General features: G+C 57.6%; 19 protein-coding genes and 1 pseudogene. 12 read left to right on the forward strand and 8 right to left on the reverse strand.

Translation table 11 applies throughout. The features are described from left to right. The 3 genes and pseudogenes from C934_RS0126820 to C934_RS35925 form a co-directional block, all read left to right on the forward strand. The coding region (locus C934_RS0126820; protein WP_018859636.1) for a LysR family substrate-binding domain-containing protein at window positions 1-564 on the forward strand (564 nt) is incomplete at its 5' end. A gap of 215 nt (window positions 565-779) precedes the next feature. Then, complete coding sequence (locus C934_RS35920; RefSeq protein WP_018859637.1) at window positions 780-1781, forward strand: TDT family transporter; 1002 nt, start codon at window positions 780-782, stop codon at window positions 1779-1781. Window positions 1782-1795: 14 nt separating this feature from the next. Continuing rightward, window positions 1796-1966: pseudogene (locus C934_RS35925) on the forward strand (non-homologous end-joining DNA ligase); the annotation flags it as partial. 157 nt (window positions 1967-2123) lie between these two features. Here C934_RS35925 and hisD read toward each other — a convergent pair. Then, window positions 2124-3437 carry a histidinol dehydrogenase gene (gene hisD, locus C934_RS0126830; RefSeq protein WP_018859638.1) on the reverse strand — a complete coding sequence of 438 codons (1314 nt, stop codon included), beginning with the start codon at window positions 3435-3437 and terminating at the stop codon, window positions 2124-2126. Between the two features lie 179 nt (window positions 3438-3616). Here hisD and C934_RS0126835 point away from each other — a divergent pair, with 179 nt between their 5' ends. From C934_RS0126835 to C934_RS32665, 7 genes are all read left to right on the forward strand, one after another. After that, a complete protein-coding gene (locus C934_RS0126835; protein WP_018859639.1) occupies window positions 3617-4165 on the forward strand; it encodes a cupin domain-containing protein in 549 nt (182 codons plus the stop codon). 117 nt (window positions 4166-4282) lie between these two features. Continuing rightward, the gene (locus C934_RS0126840) at window positions 4283-5323 is read left to right on the forward strand and encodes an ABC transporter substrate-binding protein (protein WP_018859640.1); all 1041 of its coding nucleotides are present in this window, start codon (window positions 4283-4285) and stop codon (window positions 5321-5323) included. 79 nt (window positions 5324-5402) lie between these two features. Continuing rightward, window positions 5403-6467, forward strand: a complete 1065-nt coding sequence (locus tag C934_RS0126845) for an ABC transporter ATP-binding protein (RefSeq protein WP_018859641.1) — start codon at window positions 5403-5405, stop codon at window positions 6465-6467. Further along, window positions 6464-7642 carry an ABC transporter permease gene (locus tag C934_RS0126850; protein ID WP_026372115.1) on the forward strand — a complete coding sequence of 393 codons (1179 nt, stop codon included), beginning with the start codon at window positions 6464-6466 and terminating at the stop codon, window positions 7640-7642. The genes C934_RS0126845 and C934_RS0126850 overlap by 4 nt, the downstream gene beginning before the upstream one ends. Continuing rightward, the gene (locus C934_RS0126855) at window positions 7639-8421 is read left to right on the forward strand and encodes an ABC transporter permease (protein WP_018859643.1); all 783 of its coding nucleotides are present in this window, start codon (window positions 7639-7641) and stop codon (window positions 8419-8421) included. The genes C934_RS0126850 and C934_RS0126855 overlap by 4 nt, the downstream gene beginning before the upstream one ends. Window positions 8422-9268: 847 nt before the next feature. Further along, on the forward strand, window positions 9269-9547 hold the full coding sequence (locus C934_RS0126865; protein WP_156828805.1) for a hypothetical protein: 279 nt from the start codon (window positions 9269-9271) through the stop codon (window positions 9545-9547). Window positions 9548-9842: 295 nt separating this feature from the next. Continuing rightward, on the forward strand, window positions 9843-10379 hold the full coding sequence (locus tag C934_RS32665) for a thermonuclease family protein (RefSeq protein ID WP_018859646.1): 537 nt from the start codon (window positions 9843-9845) through the stop codon (window positions 10377-10379). Window positions 10380-10463: 84 nt separating this feature from the next. Here the strand turns inward: C934_RS32665 and C934_RS0126875 are convergent, their stop codons facing one another. The 6 genes from C934_RS0126875 to C934_RS0126900 are packed head-to-tail and all read right to left on the reverse strand — an operon-like array spanning window position 10464 to window position 15771. Next, window positions 10464-11204: an ABC transporter ATP-binding protein gene (locus tag C934_RS0126875; protein ID WP_018859647.1), complete on the reverse strand. Its 741-nt coding sequence runs from the start codon at window positions 11202-11204 to the stop codon at window positions 10464-10466. Continuing rightward, complete coding sequence (locus C934_RS0126880; protein WP_018859648.1) at window positions 11201-11971, reverse strand: ABC transporter permease; 771 nt, start codon at window positions 11969-11971, stop codon at window positions 11201-11203. The genes C934_RS0126875 and C934_RS0126880 overlap by 4 nt, the downstream gene beginning before the upstream one ends. Next, complete coding sequence (locus C934_RS0126885; protein ID WP_018859649.1) at window positions 11964-12794, reverse strand: ABC transporter permease; 831 nt, start codon at window positions 12792-12794, stop codon at window positions 11964-11966. Before C934_RS0126885 ends, C934_RS0126880 begins: the two co-directional genes overlap by 8 nt. A gap of 11 nt (window positions 12795-12805) precedes the next feature. Next, the gene (locus tag C934_RS0126890; protein WP_018859650.1) at window positions 12806-13861 is read right to left on the reverse strand and encodes an ABC transporter substrate-binding protein; all 1056 of its coding nucleotides are present in this window, start codon (window positions 13859-13861) and stop codon (window positions 12806-12808) included. 12 nt (window positions 13862-13873) lie between these two features. After that, window positions 13874-14212, reverse strand: coding sequence for a 4Fe-4S dicluster domain-containing protein (locus C934_RS0126895; RefSeq protein WP_018859651.1), 339 nt, complete (start codon window positions 14210-14212; stop codon window positions 13874-13876). Beyond that, window positions 14209-15771, reverse strand: a complete 1563-nt coding sequence (locus C934_RS0126900) for an FAD-dependent oxidoreductase (protein WP_018859652.1) — start codon at window positions 15769-15771, stop codon at window positions 14209-14211. The genes C934_RS0126895 and C934_RS0126900 overlap by 4 nt, the downstream gene beginning before the upstream one ends. Window positions 15772-16223: 452 nt before the next feature. On the opposite strand from C934_RS0126900, the gene C934_RS0126905 reads away from it, so the two are divergent. Both C934_RS0126905 and C934_RS0126910 read left to right on the forward strand, forming a co-directional pair. Further along, complete coding sequence (locus tag C934_RS0126905) at window positions 16224-16607, forward strand: hypothetical protein (protein WP_018859653.1); 384 nt, start codon at window positions 16224-16226, stop codon at window positions 16605-16607. A gap of 56 nt (window positions 16608-16663) precedes the next feature. Then, window positions 16664-16873 carry a cold-shock protein gene (locus tag C934_RS0126910; RefSeq protein WP_018859654.1) on the forward strand — a complete coding sequence of 70 codons (210 nt, stop codon included), beginning with the start codon at window positions 16664-16666 and terminating at the stop codon, window positions 16871-16873. Between the two features lie 157 nt (window positions 16874-17030). On the opposite strand, the gene C934_RS0126915 is transcribed toward C934_RS0126910, so the two are convergent. Then, window positions 17031-17708 carry a glutathione S-transferase family protein gene (locus C934_RS0126915; RefSeq protein ID WP_018859655.1) on the reverse strand — a complete coding sequence of 226 codons (678 nt, stop codon included), beginning with the start codon at window positions 17706-17708 and terminating at the stop codon, window positions 17031-17033. Between the last annotated feature and the right edge of the window lie 87 nt (window positions 17709-17795).

Consider the following 17795-nt stretch of genomic DNA (forward strand, 5'->3'; position numbering starts at 1 on the left):
AAGATCGCCCGCAAGTATCCCGATGTCCGCATCCACATCGCGTCGGGCAATACCGGCGAGATCATCCGTGGCCTGGAGACCGGCCAGCTCAATCTGGGCTTCATCCGCCCGGTGGAAAACATCGGCTCCTTGCGCTTCGTCTCGCTTGCGCATGAACGCTACTACCTGGCGGTTGGTCATGCCAATCCGCTGGCAGCCAGGGAGGAGATCAGCATCGACGATCTGCGCACTCAGAAGATCATCGCCTTCAACCGGCAGAACCTGTCCTTTTCGGAACGATACTTCGATGAGAAGTTCGCCGAATACGACCTCACCGCCAACATTGCCTTCAGCTGCGATGACACCTATGCGCTGGTGTCGCTGGTCTCTGCCGGGCTTGGCATCGGCTTTGCCCCGGAATGGACGCTTGATCTTCCCAATCGCGGCTTTGAACTGAAGAAGGTAAGCGGGATCGACTTTAGGATCGGGCTTGGGATCGCCTGGAACAAGGAAGACCCAACCGCTGGCCGCGACGATATCGTCGACATCGCACGGTCGCTGGCAAGGGCAGGGGGACGCTCGTGACCTGCGACTGCAAGCCACCGTTCGACTTTGGCGAAGAGGTGATCAGCCGTAGCAATTCGTGCCCTGAAGGTTGGCTATTTCCGCTGACGTCATTTCAGTTGCAATGTACGCTCTTGGCCGCATAGCGGACGTCATCGCCAGGTCTTGCAGAGTATAGGCTCAACCGTTACGATTGCTGCGCTCAGGCTGCGCCAACCAAGAGCGGCGGCAAAACAATGCCCGCAAATGGATTCAAAAACCTAAGAGAACGAATACGAAGCTTTCCAACGCCGGTAGCAGGGCTGGCGCTTGGGATCGCGAGCCTTGGCTTGTCGTGGGAAAATCTGCTTCCTGGCGTTGGGCTTGCCGAAACCGGTGCCGTGATTGCTGCGTTTCTGCTCATCCTGCTGAGCGTGCGGTTCGTCCTTCACCCGAAAACGCTTTCCCGCGACCTCGCCAATCCCGTGGTGGGCGGTGTAGTTGCTACCTATGCAATGGCTTGGATGCTTGTCTCGATAAGTCTCTGGCAGTCCAGTCATCTGGCCGGGGCGTTGCTATGGTTATTTGGGCTATGCATGCATGTTGTCTTCCTGGCATTGTTTGCCAGAAACAGAATGGCGGTTCGGTTCGAACTGCCGCATATGGTGCCCAGCTGGTTTATTCCCCCGGTCGGCGTCATTGTTGCCGCCGTGTCCTATCGAGGTCCCCACGAAGGCCCTTTGTTCTTGTTGGCGGTTACTGCGTTGTATTTCGGGATGGTTATCTACGCGCTGATGCTGCCGGTAATGTTTTACAGGTTCATCTTTGCGGAGAACGTTGCGGTTACAGCTATGCCGACGCTGGCGGTCCTCGCGGCCCCGGCCAGCCTGTCGCTGACAGGATATTTGTCGTTGGTCGACGACCCACAACCATTGCCAGTTATTCTGCTGATGGGAATCTCGGTGCTGATGACTGCCATTGTGTATGTCGCGTTCGTACGATTGCTTGCGCTCCCGTTCTCGCCCGGGTTTTCGGCTTACACTTTCCCCTTGGTCATCGGGGCGACGGCGCTTTTCAAGACGGCCGATCAGCTAGAGGTCTGGCAAATCCGTCAGAAGCTAATCGACCAAACCCACGGGCTGGCGGTCTTCGAATTGCTCATTGCGACCGCGGTTGTCGTCTACGTGATTGCACGGTTCGGTCAGTTCGCGTGGACACACTGGTGGCAAGTGCCTCGACCCGACTTGCTGGAGGCATAGTCACGGAAAGATTGCCGGTCGCTTGCAGTGGCACCCGTAAAAATCTGGTCTGGGTCCGGCCGACACTTATCGCAGAGATCGAATACCGAGCCTCGACGGATGACGGGAAGCTTCGTCATGCTTCCTATAAAGGGCTTCGGGACGTGCAAGACAACGTGGCTGCCTACGACGTTTCTCTCGGTTAAGTGCTTCTTGCTGTATGCCACGGTATCGCGATGTCATCGCAGACGGCGGTCGATTACTGCAGAATTCAATGAGGCGCTCGCTCAGAAGAAAAGGTCGCCCGGTTTCGTTTGCCGGGCGGCCTCCCACTGCCGCAAAATTTGATTATCGCGATCAGCCCTAATCAGCTTGCCTAGTTGCTGCGGCAAGCTGCTGGGGACTTAGGCGAAGCGCTGCCGCGCGGCGGTGGCCTTCGAGCTTTTCTGTGGCACTCTGCCGAACGGCCGCGGGGGCGACTGCTGCAACACCGCGCTCATCCAGCCACTGGTGCGTGGCGATCTTTACATAGGAGCCAACCCAGAGGCCGCCGGTGTAACGGCCTGCGGCCATCGTAGGCAACGTGTGGTTTGTTCCGCAGCACTTGTCGGAGTAGACGACGCTGGCCAGTTCGCCAATGAAGAGGGAGCCGTAGTTGCGCAGCTTCTTAGCGGTCGCTTTTGCATCACGGGTATGGACCTGAAGGTGCTCCGTCGCGATGTAATCCGAGTAGGCGATCATGGTTTCTTCATCATCGACAACGGTGACCTCACCGTAATCCTTCCAGGCAACGCTGGCGACAGGAGCTGTCGAGAGAGTTTGAAGCTGCTTCTCTACTTCCTTGATTGTTTCTTCTGCAAGCTTGCGGTCGGTTGTAACAAGGCCGACGCGGGTGCGTACGTCGTGCTCTGCCTGGGCCAGCATGTCAGTTGCGAGGGTTGCAGGATTGGCCGTCTCATCGGCAACGATGAAGATTTCACTCGGGCCAGCGAGCTGATCGATGCCGACCTGACCGAATACTTGGCGCTTCGCCTCGTTGACGAAAGCGTTGCCCGGGCCAACGATCTTGTCGACTGCGGGGATCGTTTCTGTACCGTACGCCATAGCCGCAATCGCTTGGGCTCCACCGACCCGGAAGATGCGGTCCGCGCCAGCGAGATGGCAGCCTGCGATCATTGCGGGATGAGCATTCGGCGGAAGGCATGCGATTACCTGGTCACAACCAGCGACCTTGGCCGGGACAATGGTCATGACCGGTGCCGAGAGGAGGGGGTAACGCCCCCCCGGAACATAGCAGCCCACGATCTCGATCGGAATGACGCGGTGGCCAAGGTGTAGGCCCGGCAGGCTTTCGATTTCGAGTGGCAGGATGGTTCCGAGTTGAGCTTCCGCGAACCGACGGACGTTTGCAATGGCGAACTCAGTGTCTTCGCGGGTTTGCGGGTCGAGATCGGCGATGGCCTTCAGCTTCTCTTCCTCGGTAACCTCGAAGTTCGCGACGTCGGCCTTGTCGAACGCCACCGAGTATTCACGCACTGCGGCGTCGCCCCGCTCACGTACGCTAGCGATGATCTCCTTAACCGTCTTTTCAATCGAAGCAGTGTCGGAAACTGCGTCGCGCTTCGGTTCCTTGATCCGTGTAAATTTGCCTTTCAGGGCGTCGAGCCGCGATGTCATGAGGTTCTCCTATGTGCGTGCTGGAACGAAGCATCCCGTACTGAAGCCACTCAGACAATTGCCCACTAGACAGGTGTTCAGTATTTTCACCACGGCTCGCGGACTGCACGCATTGTGGATAGGCGTGCGTGCTCACCAATGCCATGCTAGCGAAGGCGCATATTCTAAAGGGAAATCGCATGCCAAAAATTGGGGTGAAGCTCAGAGAGCTACGTCGTCGTCGCGATTTGGGTGTCAGAGAACTTGCAGCACGGTCGGGGATCTCACACTCGACGATATCCCTCATTGAGCGGGATCGGATGAGTCCCTCGATCGACACGCTGAGTGCCGTCTTGGACGCGCTGGGTACCACGCTGCCGGGTTTCTTCTCGGATTTGCAGTCTAGCCTACCGTATACCCCATTCTACACGTCCCAAGATCTCGTAGAAATTGGCAAGGTCGATACGATCTCATATCGAGTGATTGGCCTCGATCATCCCAACCGGCAGCTTCTAATGCTCCACGAGCGTTACGCGGTCGGGGCAGATTCTGGCGAAGCGTTCACCCATGCGGCCCAGGAAGCAGGCATGCTCCTGTCGGGAGCAGTTGAGGTTACCGTGGGCGGACAGCAGAAAATTTTGCGCCCGGGCGATGGTTACTATTTTGACAGCCGTCTTCCACATCGATTCAGGAATGTCCACGATGGGGAGAGTGAAATTCTAAGCGCCATCACCCCGCCCACGTATTAACCCTCTTAGCAGCGATCACCAGCGGTGAGAATAGTCACCAAGCCCCCAGGGCTCACTTCCAAAAGTGGCAAAACGTGGTTTCCTGTTCGAGGTTCAAACCAACAAAAGGGAACGCCGATGAAACTCCTGAAAGTCTCGCTCATTGCGTCAACGGTATTGGTGACTGGCGTCCTCGCCGCCCAAGCTCGTGATCTCACAGTTGTGTCCTGGGGTGGAAATTTCCAAGATGCACAGCGCAAAATTTTCTTCGAACCATATGCAAAGGAGTCCGGCAAGCCGGTTCTCGATGAGAGCTGGGATGGCGGGTACGGTGTTCTCCAGGCCAAGGTTAAGGCTGGAACGCCGAACTGGGACGTTGTCGAAGTAGAGTCCGAGGAATTGGCTCTTGGTTGCGCGGACGGCATCTACGAAAAGATCGACTGGCAGAAGCTTGGAGGTAAGGAGACCTTCCTGCCAGCAGCCGTCAGTGATTGCGGTGTTGGTAACATTGTTTGGTCAACTGGTCTTTCTTACGACGCTGACAAGCTTAAGGAAGCACCTCAGACGTGGGCGGACTTTTGGGATACCAAAAAATTCCCAGGCAAGCGTGGTTTTCGCAAGGGGCCGAAATATGCGCTCGAATTCGCACTGATGGCGGACGGTGTTCCGGCTAACGAGGTCTATAAGGTCCTCAGCGCCGAAGGCGGAGTCGACCGTGCGTTCAAGAAGCTCGACGAGCTGAAGAAAGACATCGTCTGGTGGGATGCAGGTGCGCAACCCCTCCAGCTCCTGTCTTCCGGCCAGGTAGTTATGACAGCAGCCTACAATGGTCGTATCACCGGCATCAACCGCTCCGAAGGCAAGCATTTCGGCTTCGTGTTCCCAGGCAGCGTTTACGCTATCGATAGCTGGGTCATTCTGAAGGATGCTCCCAACAAGGACGCGGGCATGGACTTCATTGCCTACGCAAGCAAAGCCGAAAACCAGGCCAAGTTGCCCGAATACATTGCTTACGGCCTGCCAAATCTTGGCGCCTCCAAGCTCGTGCCAGAGAAGTACCAGAAGGAATCCCCGACCTCGGAAGAAAACCTTAAGGGCGCAATTCCCTTGGATGTCGACTTCTGGACGGATAACTCTGAGGAACTGACCCAGCGATTCAACGCTTGGCTCGGTCAGTAACTATTAGTGCGGGGCCTCCTCGGAGGCCCCTTGTCGAACGGCTGTTTCAGCAGTTCGCGTTAGAGAAGAGTCGGCTTACATGACAAACGCCTTCATTCAATTCGAAAAAGTCAGCAAATCCTTCGGGATCATGACCGTCGTCGACAATCTCGACCTCGCGATTGCAAAGGGCGAGTTTGTCAGCATGCTGGGCCCCTCTGGCTCGGGCAAAACGACTTTGCTCATGATGCTTGCGGGCTTCGAGAAGCCGACCAGCGGCGCGATATCTGTTGGCGGGAAGCGTGTCGACGGCCTGCCGCCTTACAAGCGCAATATGGGCGTTGTTTTTCAAAACTACGCCCTGTTTCCCCACATGACCGTTGCAGAAAATGTCTCGTTTCCCCTGAAAATGAGGGGTGTCTCCAGATCTGAGATCGTGGAGAGGGTGGGGAAGGCGCTCGATATGGTGCAGTTGGGCGCGTTTCAGGATCGGAAACCGATCCAGCTGTCCGGGGGACAGCAACAGCGCGTGGCCCTGGCGCGTTCGTTGGTATTCGAACCTGAAGTCGTCTTGATGGACGAGCCCCTCGGTGCTCTTGACAAGAAGCTTCGCGAGCAAATGCAGCTCGACATCCGTGACATCCACCGAAGGCTCGGTTTGACGATCGTCTTTGTCACTCACGATCAGACGGAGGCGCTGACCATGTCCGATCGGATTGCAATCTTCAATCACGGGAAAATCGAACAGATCGGAACGCCCGCACAAATTTACGATAACCCACAGACGCAGTTCGTTGCTGAATTCATCGGGGAAACGAACCTTCTAACGGGCAAGGTCAAGAGTGCCGGAAATGGTGTCTTGGGCGTCCATCTCGAAAGCGGCGCAAATATCGAGGTCCGAACCTCGACGATCGCCGACGTGGGCAAACCGGTCAAGGTTTCGGTCAGACCCGAGCGTGTCGAGATCAATTCCGATGCGCCGGGCAGCAATCGCCTGAGCGCCACGGTCGCCGATATTGTCTATCATGGCGACCATCTGCAGGTGCGCATTCGCAACCAAGGGAAAGACTTGATCGTCAAGGCGAACCGTAAATCCTCGCCACTGAGCGTTGGCGATGAGGTTGTCGCTTCCTTCTCTCCAGAACAATGCTGGATCGTGGCATGAAGGACACCTGGCTCTGGAAACAAGCCGCATCGTTATTGTTGGTAGCGCCGCTGGCACTCTTTCTCGTCTTCTTCTTCGTCGCGCCGCTCGCGACCATGATGAAGTCGGCAGTATCCGACCCCGTCGCATCTCGTGCTCTGCCAACGGTCGCCTCTGCATTGAAGGGGTGGGACAGGGCGAGCGCTCCTCCAGCTGACGCTCAAAAGGCTTTTGCAGCCGACATCCGCGGCATCCAGGACGACGAGCTTTTTGGTGACCTCGTTCGGCGATTGAACAGCGCCAAATCAGGCTTCCGCACCCTGATGAGTAAGACAAAATCCGCCGTTTCATCCGACCCCAACATTAGCGACCTTACGACGATCGATAATCGCTGGAGTGATCCTGCATTCTGGATTGCGATCCAAGACGCAGCAAGTTCTCCAATAACGGACCGCAACCTTCTTGCCGCCGTGGATTTGACCCGGGACGTAAATGGATCGATCACGAGTGCTCCAGCAGGAACGTCCGCCAATCGGGATACCTTGATCCGGACGCTCACGACCGCCGCTACTGTGACGATTTGCTGCATTCTGCTGGGCATGCCGTTCGCAATGGTCGCATCCTCAGTCACAGGCTGGACCAGGCAGTTGTTGCTGGGCGCAGTCCTGTTGCCACTATGGACATCGCTTCTCGTTCGAACAGCGGCTTGGTTCATCCTGCTTCAGGACAACGGACTAATCAACTCCACGCTTCAAGCAGTTGGTTTGACCAGCGGGCCTATCCCTTTGATCTTCAACAGGGTTGGGGTTGTGATCGCCATGACCCACGTGCTGTTGCCGTTCATGGTGCTGCCGATCTTCAGTGTGCTGATCAGTATTCCCAAGAATCTGATGCCTGCGGCCGCATCGCTCGGGGCAAATCCGGTCCGCTCCTTCTACCTTGTGCTTCTTCCCCTTTCGCTTCGCGGTGTTGTCTCTGGATCGCTGCTCGTCTTCATGAGTGCACTTGGTTACTACATTACCCCCGCGCTTATCGGCGGTGCCAAGGATCAAATGATCAGTTCGGTCATTGCCTACTATGCGACGGGTGCTGCGAACTGGGGCATGGCAGGCGCACTCGGTTTGGTGCTCCTGATAGCGACGATCCTTCTCTATATCGTCTATCTGCGGCTTTCTTCTGAGGAGGCTCGGACATGAGGCCGTTGACCATCGCAAAGCTAGTCTTCGGAGCAGCCGTCGTTTTCTTTCTGATGGCTCCCTTGATCGCAATCTTGCCGTTGGCCTTTACCAACAGCGTGTTCCTCAACTACCCGATCCCAAGCTTCTCCTTTCGGTGGTTTCACGAACTTCTCACGGCGGACGCCTGGCGCCGCTCGATCCTCAATAGCTTAGTTATTGGTGCGGGAACGACGGTCCTCGCTACTATTCTCGGGACAATTGGCTCTCTGGGCCTTCGCGGAAAGAAGATTTCGTTACTATTTGGGTTCATCCGTACTGTCTTCTTGCTGCCCATGGTCGTCCCAGCGGTTGTGCTGGGGGTAGGGATGCAGCTTATGTTCGCCCAGTACGGTCTCGCCAATACGTATCTCGGCGTCATCATTGCTCATTCGGTTCTCGCTATACCGTTTGTCGTGGTCAACGTGACGGCATCTCTGCAGGGGATCGATCATCGCTTGGAGCACGCTGCGGCGAGCATGGGAGCAGCGCCCCACGTGGTATTACGAACCGTGACTCTTCCCCTGGCAATGCCGGGGATCATTTCCGGTGCCGTTTTTGCGTTTGCAACGTCATTGGACGAGGTCGTCCTGACATTGTTCGTGGCCGGACCTAACCAACGCACCCTTGCCCGTCAGATGTTCTCTACAATCAGGGAGAATATCAGTCCGGCCATCGCTGCCGCAGCATTCGTCTTCATCGCAGGCACCGTCATCATCGCCCTGCTGGTGAACATTGGGAGGAGGGCACAGAACGCCTGAGCAGGTGCAAGCTTCTGCCTAGTCATCATTGACCAAGACACTGAGACCCACAGCGATGCCTTTCTGATCCCGCGCACCCCGGCGGAGCGGGAGAAGGCTAGAGCGACGGCTGAGACAGCAAAAAAGATGGCTCATCTCGGTTCCTAAAGTTGGGAGCGACGCGCCGTCAGATCAGCAATCAGGGCATCCAGCGAAGCGCTGGTCTCCGCTTGCTTCTCGAACGGGCCTTTCATCGCCTCGGGTGATCGTGAGCGGCACCGGGGCCATAGCGAAGCCAGAACCTGTTGGGTTTTAGCGCTGTGGTTGCTAGTTGCCAAAGAGACCTTCACCCTGTGGAGACCAAGCATGGCCAAAATGCCCGACCAAAAAAGTGGTGATAGTTCGGTCGGAATGCACACCGTGTCTGGCATCTCTGCTTCCTCAGCGAAGGGGGCGGACTCTCCGAACGCCCTTCACTCGATTGTCAGGTCTCTAGGACGCAATCTCATATTTGCAGTCGCATTTGCCGCCTTGACCGCCGTGGTCTTAACGGTGCTGATAGCTATACTGGACTGCAATTTGTCTCCGCGCGGAGTAAGTTACGCCGGGTCATTCCCATGACTGCGCGGCATTCTCTCTGTTGTGGCGGGAAATTCCCGAAGCAATATTCGATACCTCTCCAGCAACATGCACGCCATATACAGAACTTATCAAGGATAGCCGGACTTCTCCACAGCTTTGGCATGATGGCACAACTTATGGGCTGTCTTCGCCAAGTAACACCTCTGGACTCGTTATTTATATCCCTTGTAACGTTGGTGTCGCGCGAATGTCAGCGCAAACTTGGGTAAACAGGGGTACAGAAATCGTGAAGTGCATTCTCGCAGTTGTGGGGGCTATTTCGCTACTCGCATCCACTCACGCCTTTGCAGGCGCCACTATCTCTTACAACACCAACTCAAAGTCTCAGGGCTCGATCATCGGTCAACAGTCCTCTGCTGCCAAGGGCAACGGCGACGTTGTATCCGGCAACGGTACGGGTTCTGGTTTCTTCTCTGGCGACCAGACCACTTCTCCCGGCAGCCGCGCCGACGAAGTGCATAGCGCGCAGAGCAAGGCTGGCGAAAACGGCGGCCACAACCGCTAACCAAAGGGCACACATCACACCATAGTGGTGTGTGCCAATCCGCCCCATAAGGTTTGCGCGACAATTAAATGGGGGAGCCCTAGCGCGGCGAATTGCCCGAAGAATTGGATGAAAGCGAAATCCCGGCCGATCTGCAAAACTGGTACAAACCTCGCACAACATTCGTTGCGGTCATTCCAAAAGGAAAACCGTGAATGGCTCTCACCGACAAAAGATTGGCAGCGAAAAGCAAGAATGCCGTCGCGACAGTCCCTAGGCTTCAAGGCAATTACGAATCGAGGGGACAGCTTTGGGAATGGGACTGCTTCGGATGCTGGTGCGGCTGTTTGCCGGAAGAGGCCGCCCCCAGTTGCCCCGTGAGACGACGGAACCGTTTCAACCACTAATCCTTCGGGAGCAGGTGGCGTCGCGCGCCATCGGAATCAAGCCGCCCCAGTCGCCCCAAATGGAAACCATCCTGCGGGGCCGTTGCTGGGTCATCGATGGGGACACCATCGTGTTTAACAGCATTCGCTTGCGGCTTGCCGGCATAGATGCACACGAACTGGATCATCCTTGGGGCCAGCGGTCGAAATTGGCCCTGGTTCAATTGTGCAAGGGCCAGACCGTGACCGCTCGGATCAAGCCCGAACTGTCATACGACCGCATGGTGGCAGAATGTTTCCTGCCCGATGGCCGCGATTTGGGTGCCGAGCTAGTTCGCACCGGCTTAGCTCTGGACTGGCCCAAATTTTCCGGCGGCAAGTATAGGCACTTAGAACCGGCAGATGCCCGGCGCAAGCTATGGCGCGCTCAGGCACGTCAACGCGGCGGTCTTTCGAACGCAGGATGATAGCTAGTAATCGACCAGCGCATTCCGTCGGGCGGGTCGCTGCGGTCTGAAAACGGCTATCAGCGGCGAGGTTGGCTTCTTGCTTCAGACCAGTGTGGACAGACAGCGCTTCTTCAAGTCCGAAAGCCCGAACCCGCCTCGGTCGCGCGGCCTGGGCAAGCCGACTTCGAAAACGTCTCGGATTCTTCCGGGATTGGGCTCCATGACCAAAACCCGGTCGGCGAGGTAAAGAGCCTCCTCGACGTCGTGGGTCACGATGACGATCGAGACGCGGTTTCTCTCCCAGATCGATAGCAGTTCGTCCTGGAGGCGCATCCTCAGAATCGAGTCCAGAGCGCCGAACGGCTCGTCCATCAGGAGGATGTCAGGTTCTTGCGCAAGGGCCCTGGCGATCGCGGCGCGTTGGGCCATGCCGCCCGAGAGCTGTCTTGGATACGCTCTGGCGTAATCGCCGAGCCCGACGAGCTCGAGGTAGTACCGTACCCGCTGGCGTCTGGCCGACGCGGAAAGATTGGTGTTGTCAAAGGCAAGGTCGATGTTGCCCTCGACCGTCAGCCACGGATATAGGCGGTGATCCTGGAACACCATACCCACCTTTGCGGAAGCAGAACCGTCCGGACCGCCGCGTATGATGGAGCCGCGGTAAACGTCATCGAGGCCGACAATCAGCCTGAGCAGCGTGGACTTTCCACATCCCGAAGCCCCGACGATCGCGACGATTTCGTTGTGCCGGACCTGGAAGTTGACGTCCTTCAGCACCGGACGCGACGCGCCCTCGAGGACGTAGGACTTGCTCACATGCTCTATGGAAAGGGCGTTCATCATCTTTCTCGGTTCCAGGGCGACAGTTTCAAACTGGCGAGGCGGATGGCAGCGGCGAGAAGCACCCCGCCTGCGGCCAGGGCGAAGACTCCGACGATGACGATGTCCATGCGGAATTGATCGCGGGCGCTTGCGATATAGCTCCCAAGACCTCGACCATTTCCGATCGCATACTCCGCTCCTATGGTGCCGATCCAGGCGGACAGCGCGGCTATCTGCAGGCCTACGTAGATGTTCGGTAGGGCGGCGGGTAGATAGAGGCGGAGGATGCGGGTCGTCGGGCGAAGAGCCAGCGTCTGAGCAACTTCGACCAACGGCTTGGGAACCTGTCGGATACCTTGCTCGGTCGCCAGGAAGAGTGGGAAGAATGTCGATAGGGCCGTGAAAACGAGCTTCGTGCCTTCTCCGTTGCCAAACCACGCGGTGAGCAGCGGTATCCAGGCGAACAATGCGACCTGACGAACCGTGTGAATTGTCGGAGAAAGCCCAAGTCCGGCGGCCCGGTACATGCCGGCGACGTAGCCAAGAATAAGGCCAGCCACGCTTCCGAGGAGGCCGCCCGCGAAAACCCGCATCATGCTCGCCAAGAGCGCCGCCCACAGTTCGCGCCCCGAAGCGTCGAGGAAAGGCGTCTGGATAACCTGCAATGGGCTCACTGCCATGGGCCCGGAGAGGAGGCCCGTGGAAGAGGCAAGCCACCATATCGCCGCCGCGGTCATCGGCACGACCGCACCACGGGGAAACGATGTTCGAAGAAGTCGCTCAGCCATCTCCGCTCCCCTTGATAATGAGAGACTCGGCCCGCTTTAAGAGGATGTCCAACACGAAGCCGACGACACCGACGACGATCATGCCGACGATGACGATATCGAGCTGGAAGAGGGTGCGCCCCCAGACCATCATATAGCCCAGCCCGTCGGTGCCTGCGAGCATCTCGACGACGATAAGCGATATAAACGCCTGGCTGAGCGAAAGCCGGACGCCGCTCGCGATGAACGGAGCCATCGCCGGGATAGTCAGCTTGAGGAACCGGGTTCGTTTACGAAGGCCCAGAACCTGTGCGACCTCCGTCAATCCGGCTGGGATGTTTCTTGCCCCCTCGGCAGTGCTGATGGCCATCGGCACGAAGCAAGCCTTGGCAAGTATTACGATCTTGAGGCTCTCTTCGATCCCGAGAAGCAAGATCAGGACCGGGAGCCATCCGAGCGAGGGCACGGCGGCCAGCGCCCGGAAGGTTGGTCCGAGGTAGGCGTCGGCGGTCGTGGATTTCCCGATGAGAAGGCCAAAGAAAAACCCGAGCGTGGCACCGACAAAAAAACCTTCTGCGATGCGCCGGAAGCTCACGGCAGCAGCAGTAAGAATGTCGCCGCTCACCAGTAGGTCCAGAAACGTGTGAACGACCCAGTCTGGCTGGGGCAGAACCTGGGGCGAAACCAAGCCGTTGATTGATGCCGCCCACCAGAGCGTAAGCAGCGCGAGGGGCAAGCCCAGGACGAGTAGACCGGTTCCGACAAGGGACTTCACCTTTGCAAACCGCACGTTCGGAGCCGCCTGCGCGACAGAAAACTCGTCTTCAGCTCCGAACGTTGCCATTTGATATCCGATCAGTTTTGAAGGACGCCGCTTGCCGAGCGATCTGGCCAGAGCGACTGAAGGTTCAGTGTCTTGACTGCGTTGTCGACGTAGGTGGCGTCGACCCAGGCGTCGAGATCGACGTCGCGGCGAATCAGCTTCTGCTCGCGGTTAAAGGCAATTGCGCTGCGGTAGCGGGCTACGAAGAACTCGTCGAGACGGGGATTATATTTCTGACCGAGCTGACTGCCCGCATTCGACTTGCTGATGATCTCGACCGGCGATCCGGCCCGCGACCAAATTTTGAAGGCCTCCTCACGGTTCTTGTCGTCCGCAAGCCACTGCGCCGCCTTGACGAAACCCGTCACCACCTTCTGGGTGGCTTCGGGATAGGCCTTGCGGAACTTGTCGGTGACAAGAAAAGCGCCGAAACCGTCCCCCGATGCGCCGGCTTCCGAGGACTTGTAGAAGATTTTGGCGACGCCCTTGTCCTCCAGCGGCAGCAGGAAGTCCGCGCCAAACACCGCATCCACGCTTTTCGCCGCAATAGCGGCGAGCTGGTCGGCGTTCTTCAGGTCGACAATCGTGATGTCCTTCTCTGACAAGCCGGCGTTTTTCAGCGCGGTGACGAGGCCCCAGTGAATGATTGTCGCCTTCTGGATCGCGACCTTCTTACCCTTCAAGTCAGCGATCGTCTTAATCTCGAGGTCGGGCCGGGCGGCACCGAAGATGGTCGTGCCGCCATAGGAAGCCAGGATCACCGTGTCTAGGCCGTTTGCCTTGCCGATGATGTTCGGTACTGCGCCGTAGGATGCGAAATCGAGCTGTCCGTTCGAGAGGGCCTCGTTGATTGCCGGACCGGTTCCGGTGAAATAGGTGAACTCGACCTTTGTGGGCGTTCCCTTGAACTCATCGGCAATGAAGCCTTTTGCGTCGGCGATGGCCTGCAGTCCGACCCCGAACGGGGTGCCGAAGCCGAAACCCACGTCGCCGAAGCGGATTGTAGCTGGCGCGTCCTCCGCGTGCGCGGTTGCCGCGCCAAAGATGACGGTCGCCGCCAGCAGGAAGGTTGAAATAAGCCGTCTCATTTGTCTCTCCAGTTAGGGGGTAATCGTTCCGGTCTCGAAAATCCGGTAGCTCATGTCGCCCGCAGTGCCGCGCGGTTTTGCGTTTTTCCAACCCATCTCGCGACGGAAGCTGCCCATGACGCCTCGGGCCACGAGCTCGCTCTCAGTCGAGCCCTCGATCGCCTCCGATAGTGGCGAGACGTAGAGCGCATCCGTCGGGCAGAAGAGCTCGCAGAGAAAGCACGTCTGACAGTCGGATTGACGCGCGATGACAGGAATGCCGCTGGGTATGGCATCGAAGACGTTGTCGGGGCATGCTTCGACACAAAGGTCGCACTTGATGCAGCGATCCTCGCTGACGATTTCAATCATGATGCTGCACTCAATTGCTGCTGAGATTGGAGAGACGCCCAGACTTCGCCGGTACCGCCGGAGTCGATCGAGCGAGCCAGGAGAGGGTTGGTTTCCGGGAAGTCGGTCCGGCGCTGAAGGCCTCGGCTCTCCTTCCGGAGCAGAGCGCTTTCGGTCGCCCAGCGTGCCGTTGCGATCAAGGCTTCCGCCTCACGGACCTTTGCCACCGTACCGGAGCGCCATGCCGTGTCGTGCCACAGGTCGGAGAGCTTCTGAGCCGCACCCGAAAGGCTATCGTGGCTCCTGAAATAACCTCCGTCCAACGGCAGGATTTGCTCCTTGGCTTGTTCCAGGACGGCGTCCAAATCTCCATTGGCTGTGGCGGCACTAACTGCCGCTCGCTCGTTGGCAGGGCGGACGTGTCTCGACTTCCAGACCGAACCGAGAGAACGCACGAACTTGGCGGCGTCCTCTCCCGCCCACGAGCCGGTCGCGATTGCCCAGCTCGAATTCGGTCCGCCGCCGCCAGTCGACGCGCCGGACATACCTTGTCGCGTGGCCGCGTCGCCAGCGGCAAATAGGCCCGGCACAGTGGTCGTCGATCGGTCGTCGATCTTCAGGCCACCGGTTCCACGGACGGTACCCTCGTGCCGAAGGGTAATCGGGAAGCGCTGCGTAAAGGGGTCTATACCCATCCGGTCGAACGGGACGAAGATGTTCGGCTGCCCCTTGCGGAAACCTTCCTGGAGGCGAGCGTCAGCTTTGTCGAGAATGGCGTAGACGGGACCCTTTATCAGTTCACTTGCCACGACGGCCTGTCGGTCTCCGGGTGCCGTAAGAACGTTGCCGGCTTCGTCGCTGAAGGTGCCCCAGAAATACACCACGCCCTTTGTTACGCTCGAATAGGCCGGCGAGATCCCGTATTGTGCCGAGAACTCCATTCCCGAAAGCACCGCGCCCGCTTCGGCCGCCATGAGGTAGCCGTCGCCCGTCAGATTGTTGGTGCCAATTGCGCCGCTTAGGAATGCGCACCCGCCGGTAGCGATGACGGCCGCGCCCGATCGTATTTCCAGCGCCTCACCGGTGCGACGAAAGCGGGCGACCGCCCCCGAGACCGCTCCGTCTGAAACCAGGAGCTCCTCCACGGGACAATGATCGATGACCTTAACGCGGGCCTTGATGAGCTTCTGACGCATGAACCGAAGGTAGTCGGGACCGCGAAGCATTCCGCGGTAAGGACGGCCATCCTCGTAGCTCGGGAAGTCGTAACCCCACTCCGCCAGGAGGTCGAGGTTCTGCAGAGTGCGATCAAGCACGCGTTCGATGCGTTCGGCCTCGGCGAAGCCATGGCCAAGCCGAAGTCTCTGATAGACGGTCGCCGCTCGTTCCGTGCTGCCCCGACGCGTGTAGATCGTGGTTGTGTTGCCCGCTGCCGTCGCGCCGCTTGTGCCGACGTAACCTTTCTCAATCAGGATTACGCTTGCGCCATTTGAGGCGGCATTCCAGGCAGCCCAGCAGCCTGCCGGGCCCCCGCCAATGACAAGCACGTCCGCCTCGATTTGCATTGCTTTGTTGCTCATGGTCCCTCGCATCTTTGGAAAGACTACAAAGACGATAGATATTATCGAGATAAGATGTGTCGCATCATCTTTGCTGGAGGAAAATATTTTCCCCGGTTCCCAATTTTGCTGGATAGGAAACGCTTCATGGTGGCTCACGGGGCTTGAGCGTTAGAGGACGCAAAGCCACAACCGCTCCTCGCCCCGGTTTGATAAAGCCACCTGAAATCGGGACGATCTCGTTGCTCCAACGCAGGGCGCAACCTGATTTCCTAAATCGCGGGCAGGGGCTCGCCCACTATAAAGCTGGTCCGACTGGAACGCTCAGGGGGTTAAAAAGAACAAGTCGCTACAACGACTTGTCTTTTTGAGGATAGCCTTCCGGAGCGAAGGGCTTCCATGATTGCCTGTTAGTCTATAATATTAGTAGTGTTTAATCTTCGCAGCCCTTAGAAGCCTAGCAGGAGACAGACATGGGAAATGCCTTGCCCGAACTGCATGCAGGACATGCTCCAATCTCGCTTCAAGAAGCCTTCCGGGAAGCAGTGTATGCTTTCGAAGAATGGGAGGGCGAATTGGCCGAACCGATCGTTGTTTTTGGAGGTCGCATCGTTCCTATCAGCCAAGTCTTCGAAGCAATGCGGAATTGCAATGACATCCTCCCGATGAACATCGCCGACGCAATCAAAACCTGGCTGACCAAGCCTTGGAAGGGGGACGGCCCCCTGGATCAGATGAACTTCTCGACCGCCTCCCGTGTGATGGGCGTACTCGTCAGAAGGAAACTCCTCTTTGGAGAGATGAGCGGGATGTCCGTGTTGGCGACAAAAGGTACTTCCCGCAACCACCGCCCCTAAACGAGTGGATGAATGAAATCCGAGGAAACGGTGGCGTTCAACACGGAGGACGCGACATGGCAACAGGTACCGTCAAGTGGTTCAACGCTGAGCAGGGTCACGGCTTAATCGGGCCGGATGACGGTTCAGGAGATGTTTATGTACATATTTCCGAAGTTCAGCGGTCTGGCCTGCGAGGACTGAACGACGGGCAAAAAATTGCCTATGAACTCGCGCGCGACCAACGCTCTGGAAAGGTCACCGCCGAGGAACTTCGCTTCGTTTGATCTGTCGTTAGGTCAGAAGCGTCCGAGCACGAGATTGACAGTTGACCAAGTGACAAGCAGGTCGGATGGCGTGAGCATGCCTGATGAATAGCTTGTAGGGAATCGGGGAGGCCCTAACGCCGCTTGGCATTCCAGCAGGCAACAGGACGGGCTTCCCTCAGGAAATGACGCCGCTCGGATTCTGGCTCATCATCTTCGCATAGGCGTCTGCCATCCTCTCGGTCTCTTCGAGATACGGAATTGCGGTCGCGCGAGCGCGAACCATTTTGTAAAGCTTGGCAATCGACGGAAGCTGCATGCATACGGCTTTGCGGTCGAGGTATGCGACCCAAAAACACAGATAGAAATCCGCAAGGGAAAATCGAGTTCCCAGTACGTAAGGACCTCGTTGCGCAAGTCTGGTGTTCATCACGCTCAATCGGCTGAGGACGAGCGACTTTGCCAAACCCTGAACTCCGGCGCTGTCTTCGCTTCTCAGGGAAAAGCGGTGAGGAAAATGGAAGCGCTTCATCTCCGACTGTATGTCCCCGGCAATATGGAATATCGCGGAGAGAAAATGCCCCCTGTCAGGGTCGGTCGATGTGGGAGCTAGTTCCGTGAGCTGGTGCCGGTCAGTTAGGTACAACATAAGTGCAGCGACCTCATAGAGTGCATCGCCTTCTGGGGTAATCAGCACCGGGACCAAACCGGCCGGATTTATGGCGAGGAATTCCGCGGAACGGTGCTCGCCATGGAGAATGTTAATTTTTCTAAGCTCGTATTCGATCTTTCCTTCTTCGAGAACCCATTGAACGAGCGTCGCACGGGTGAAGTCACCACCAAAAAGAATGTACATCGGGCTCTCCGTCGTTGACTGCACGTCTGCCAATGGTGAGCGATCCGAGTGCCGCGTGGGTTATCCAGGGCGGCGTACCCGCATCAA

This window comes from Rhizobium sp. 42MFCr.1, from assembly GCF_000377185.1.
GTDB lineage: Bacteria > Pseudomonadota > Alphaproteobacteria > Rhizobiales > Rhizobiaceae > Rhizobium > Rhizobium altiplani.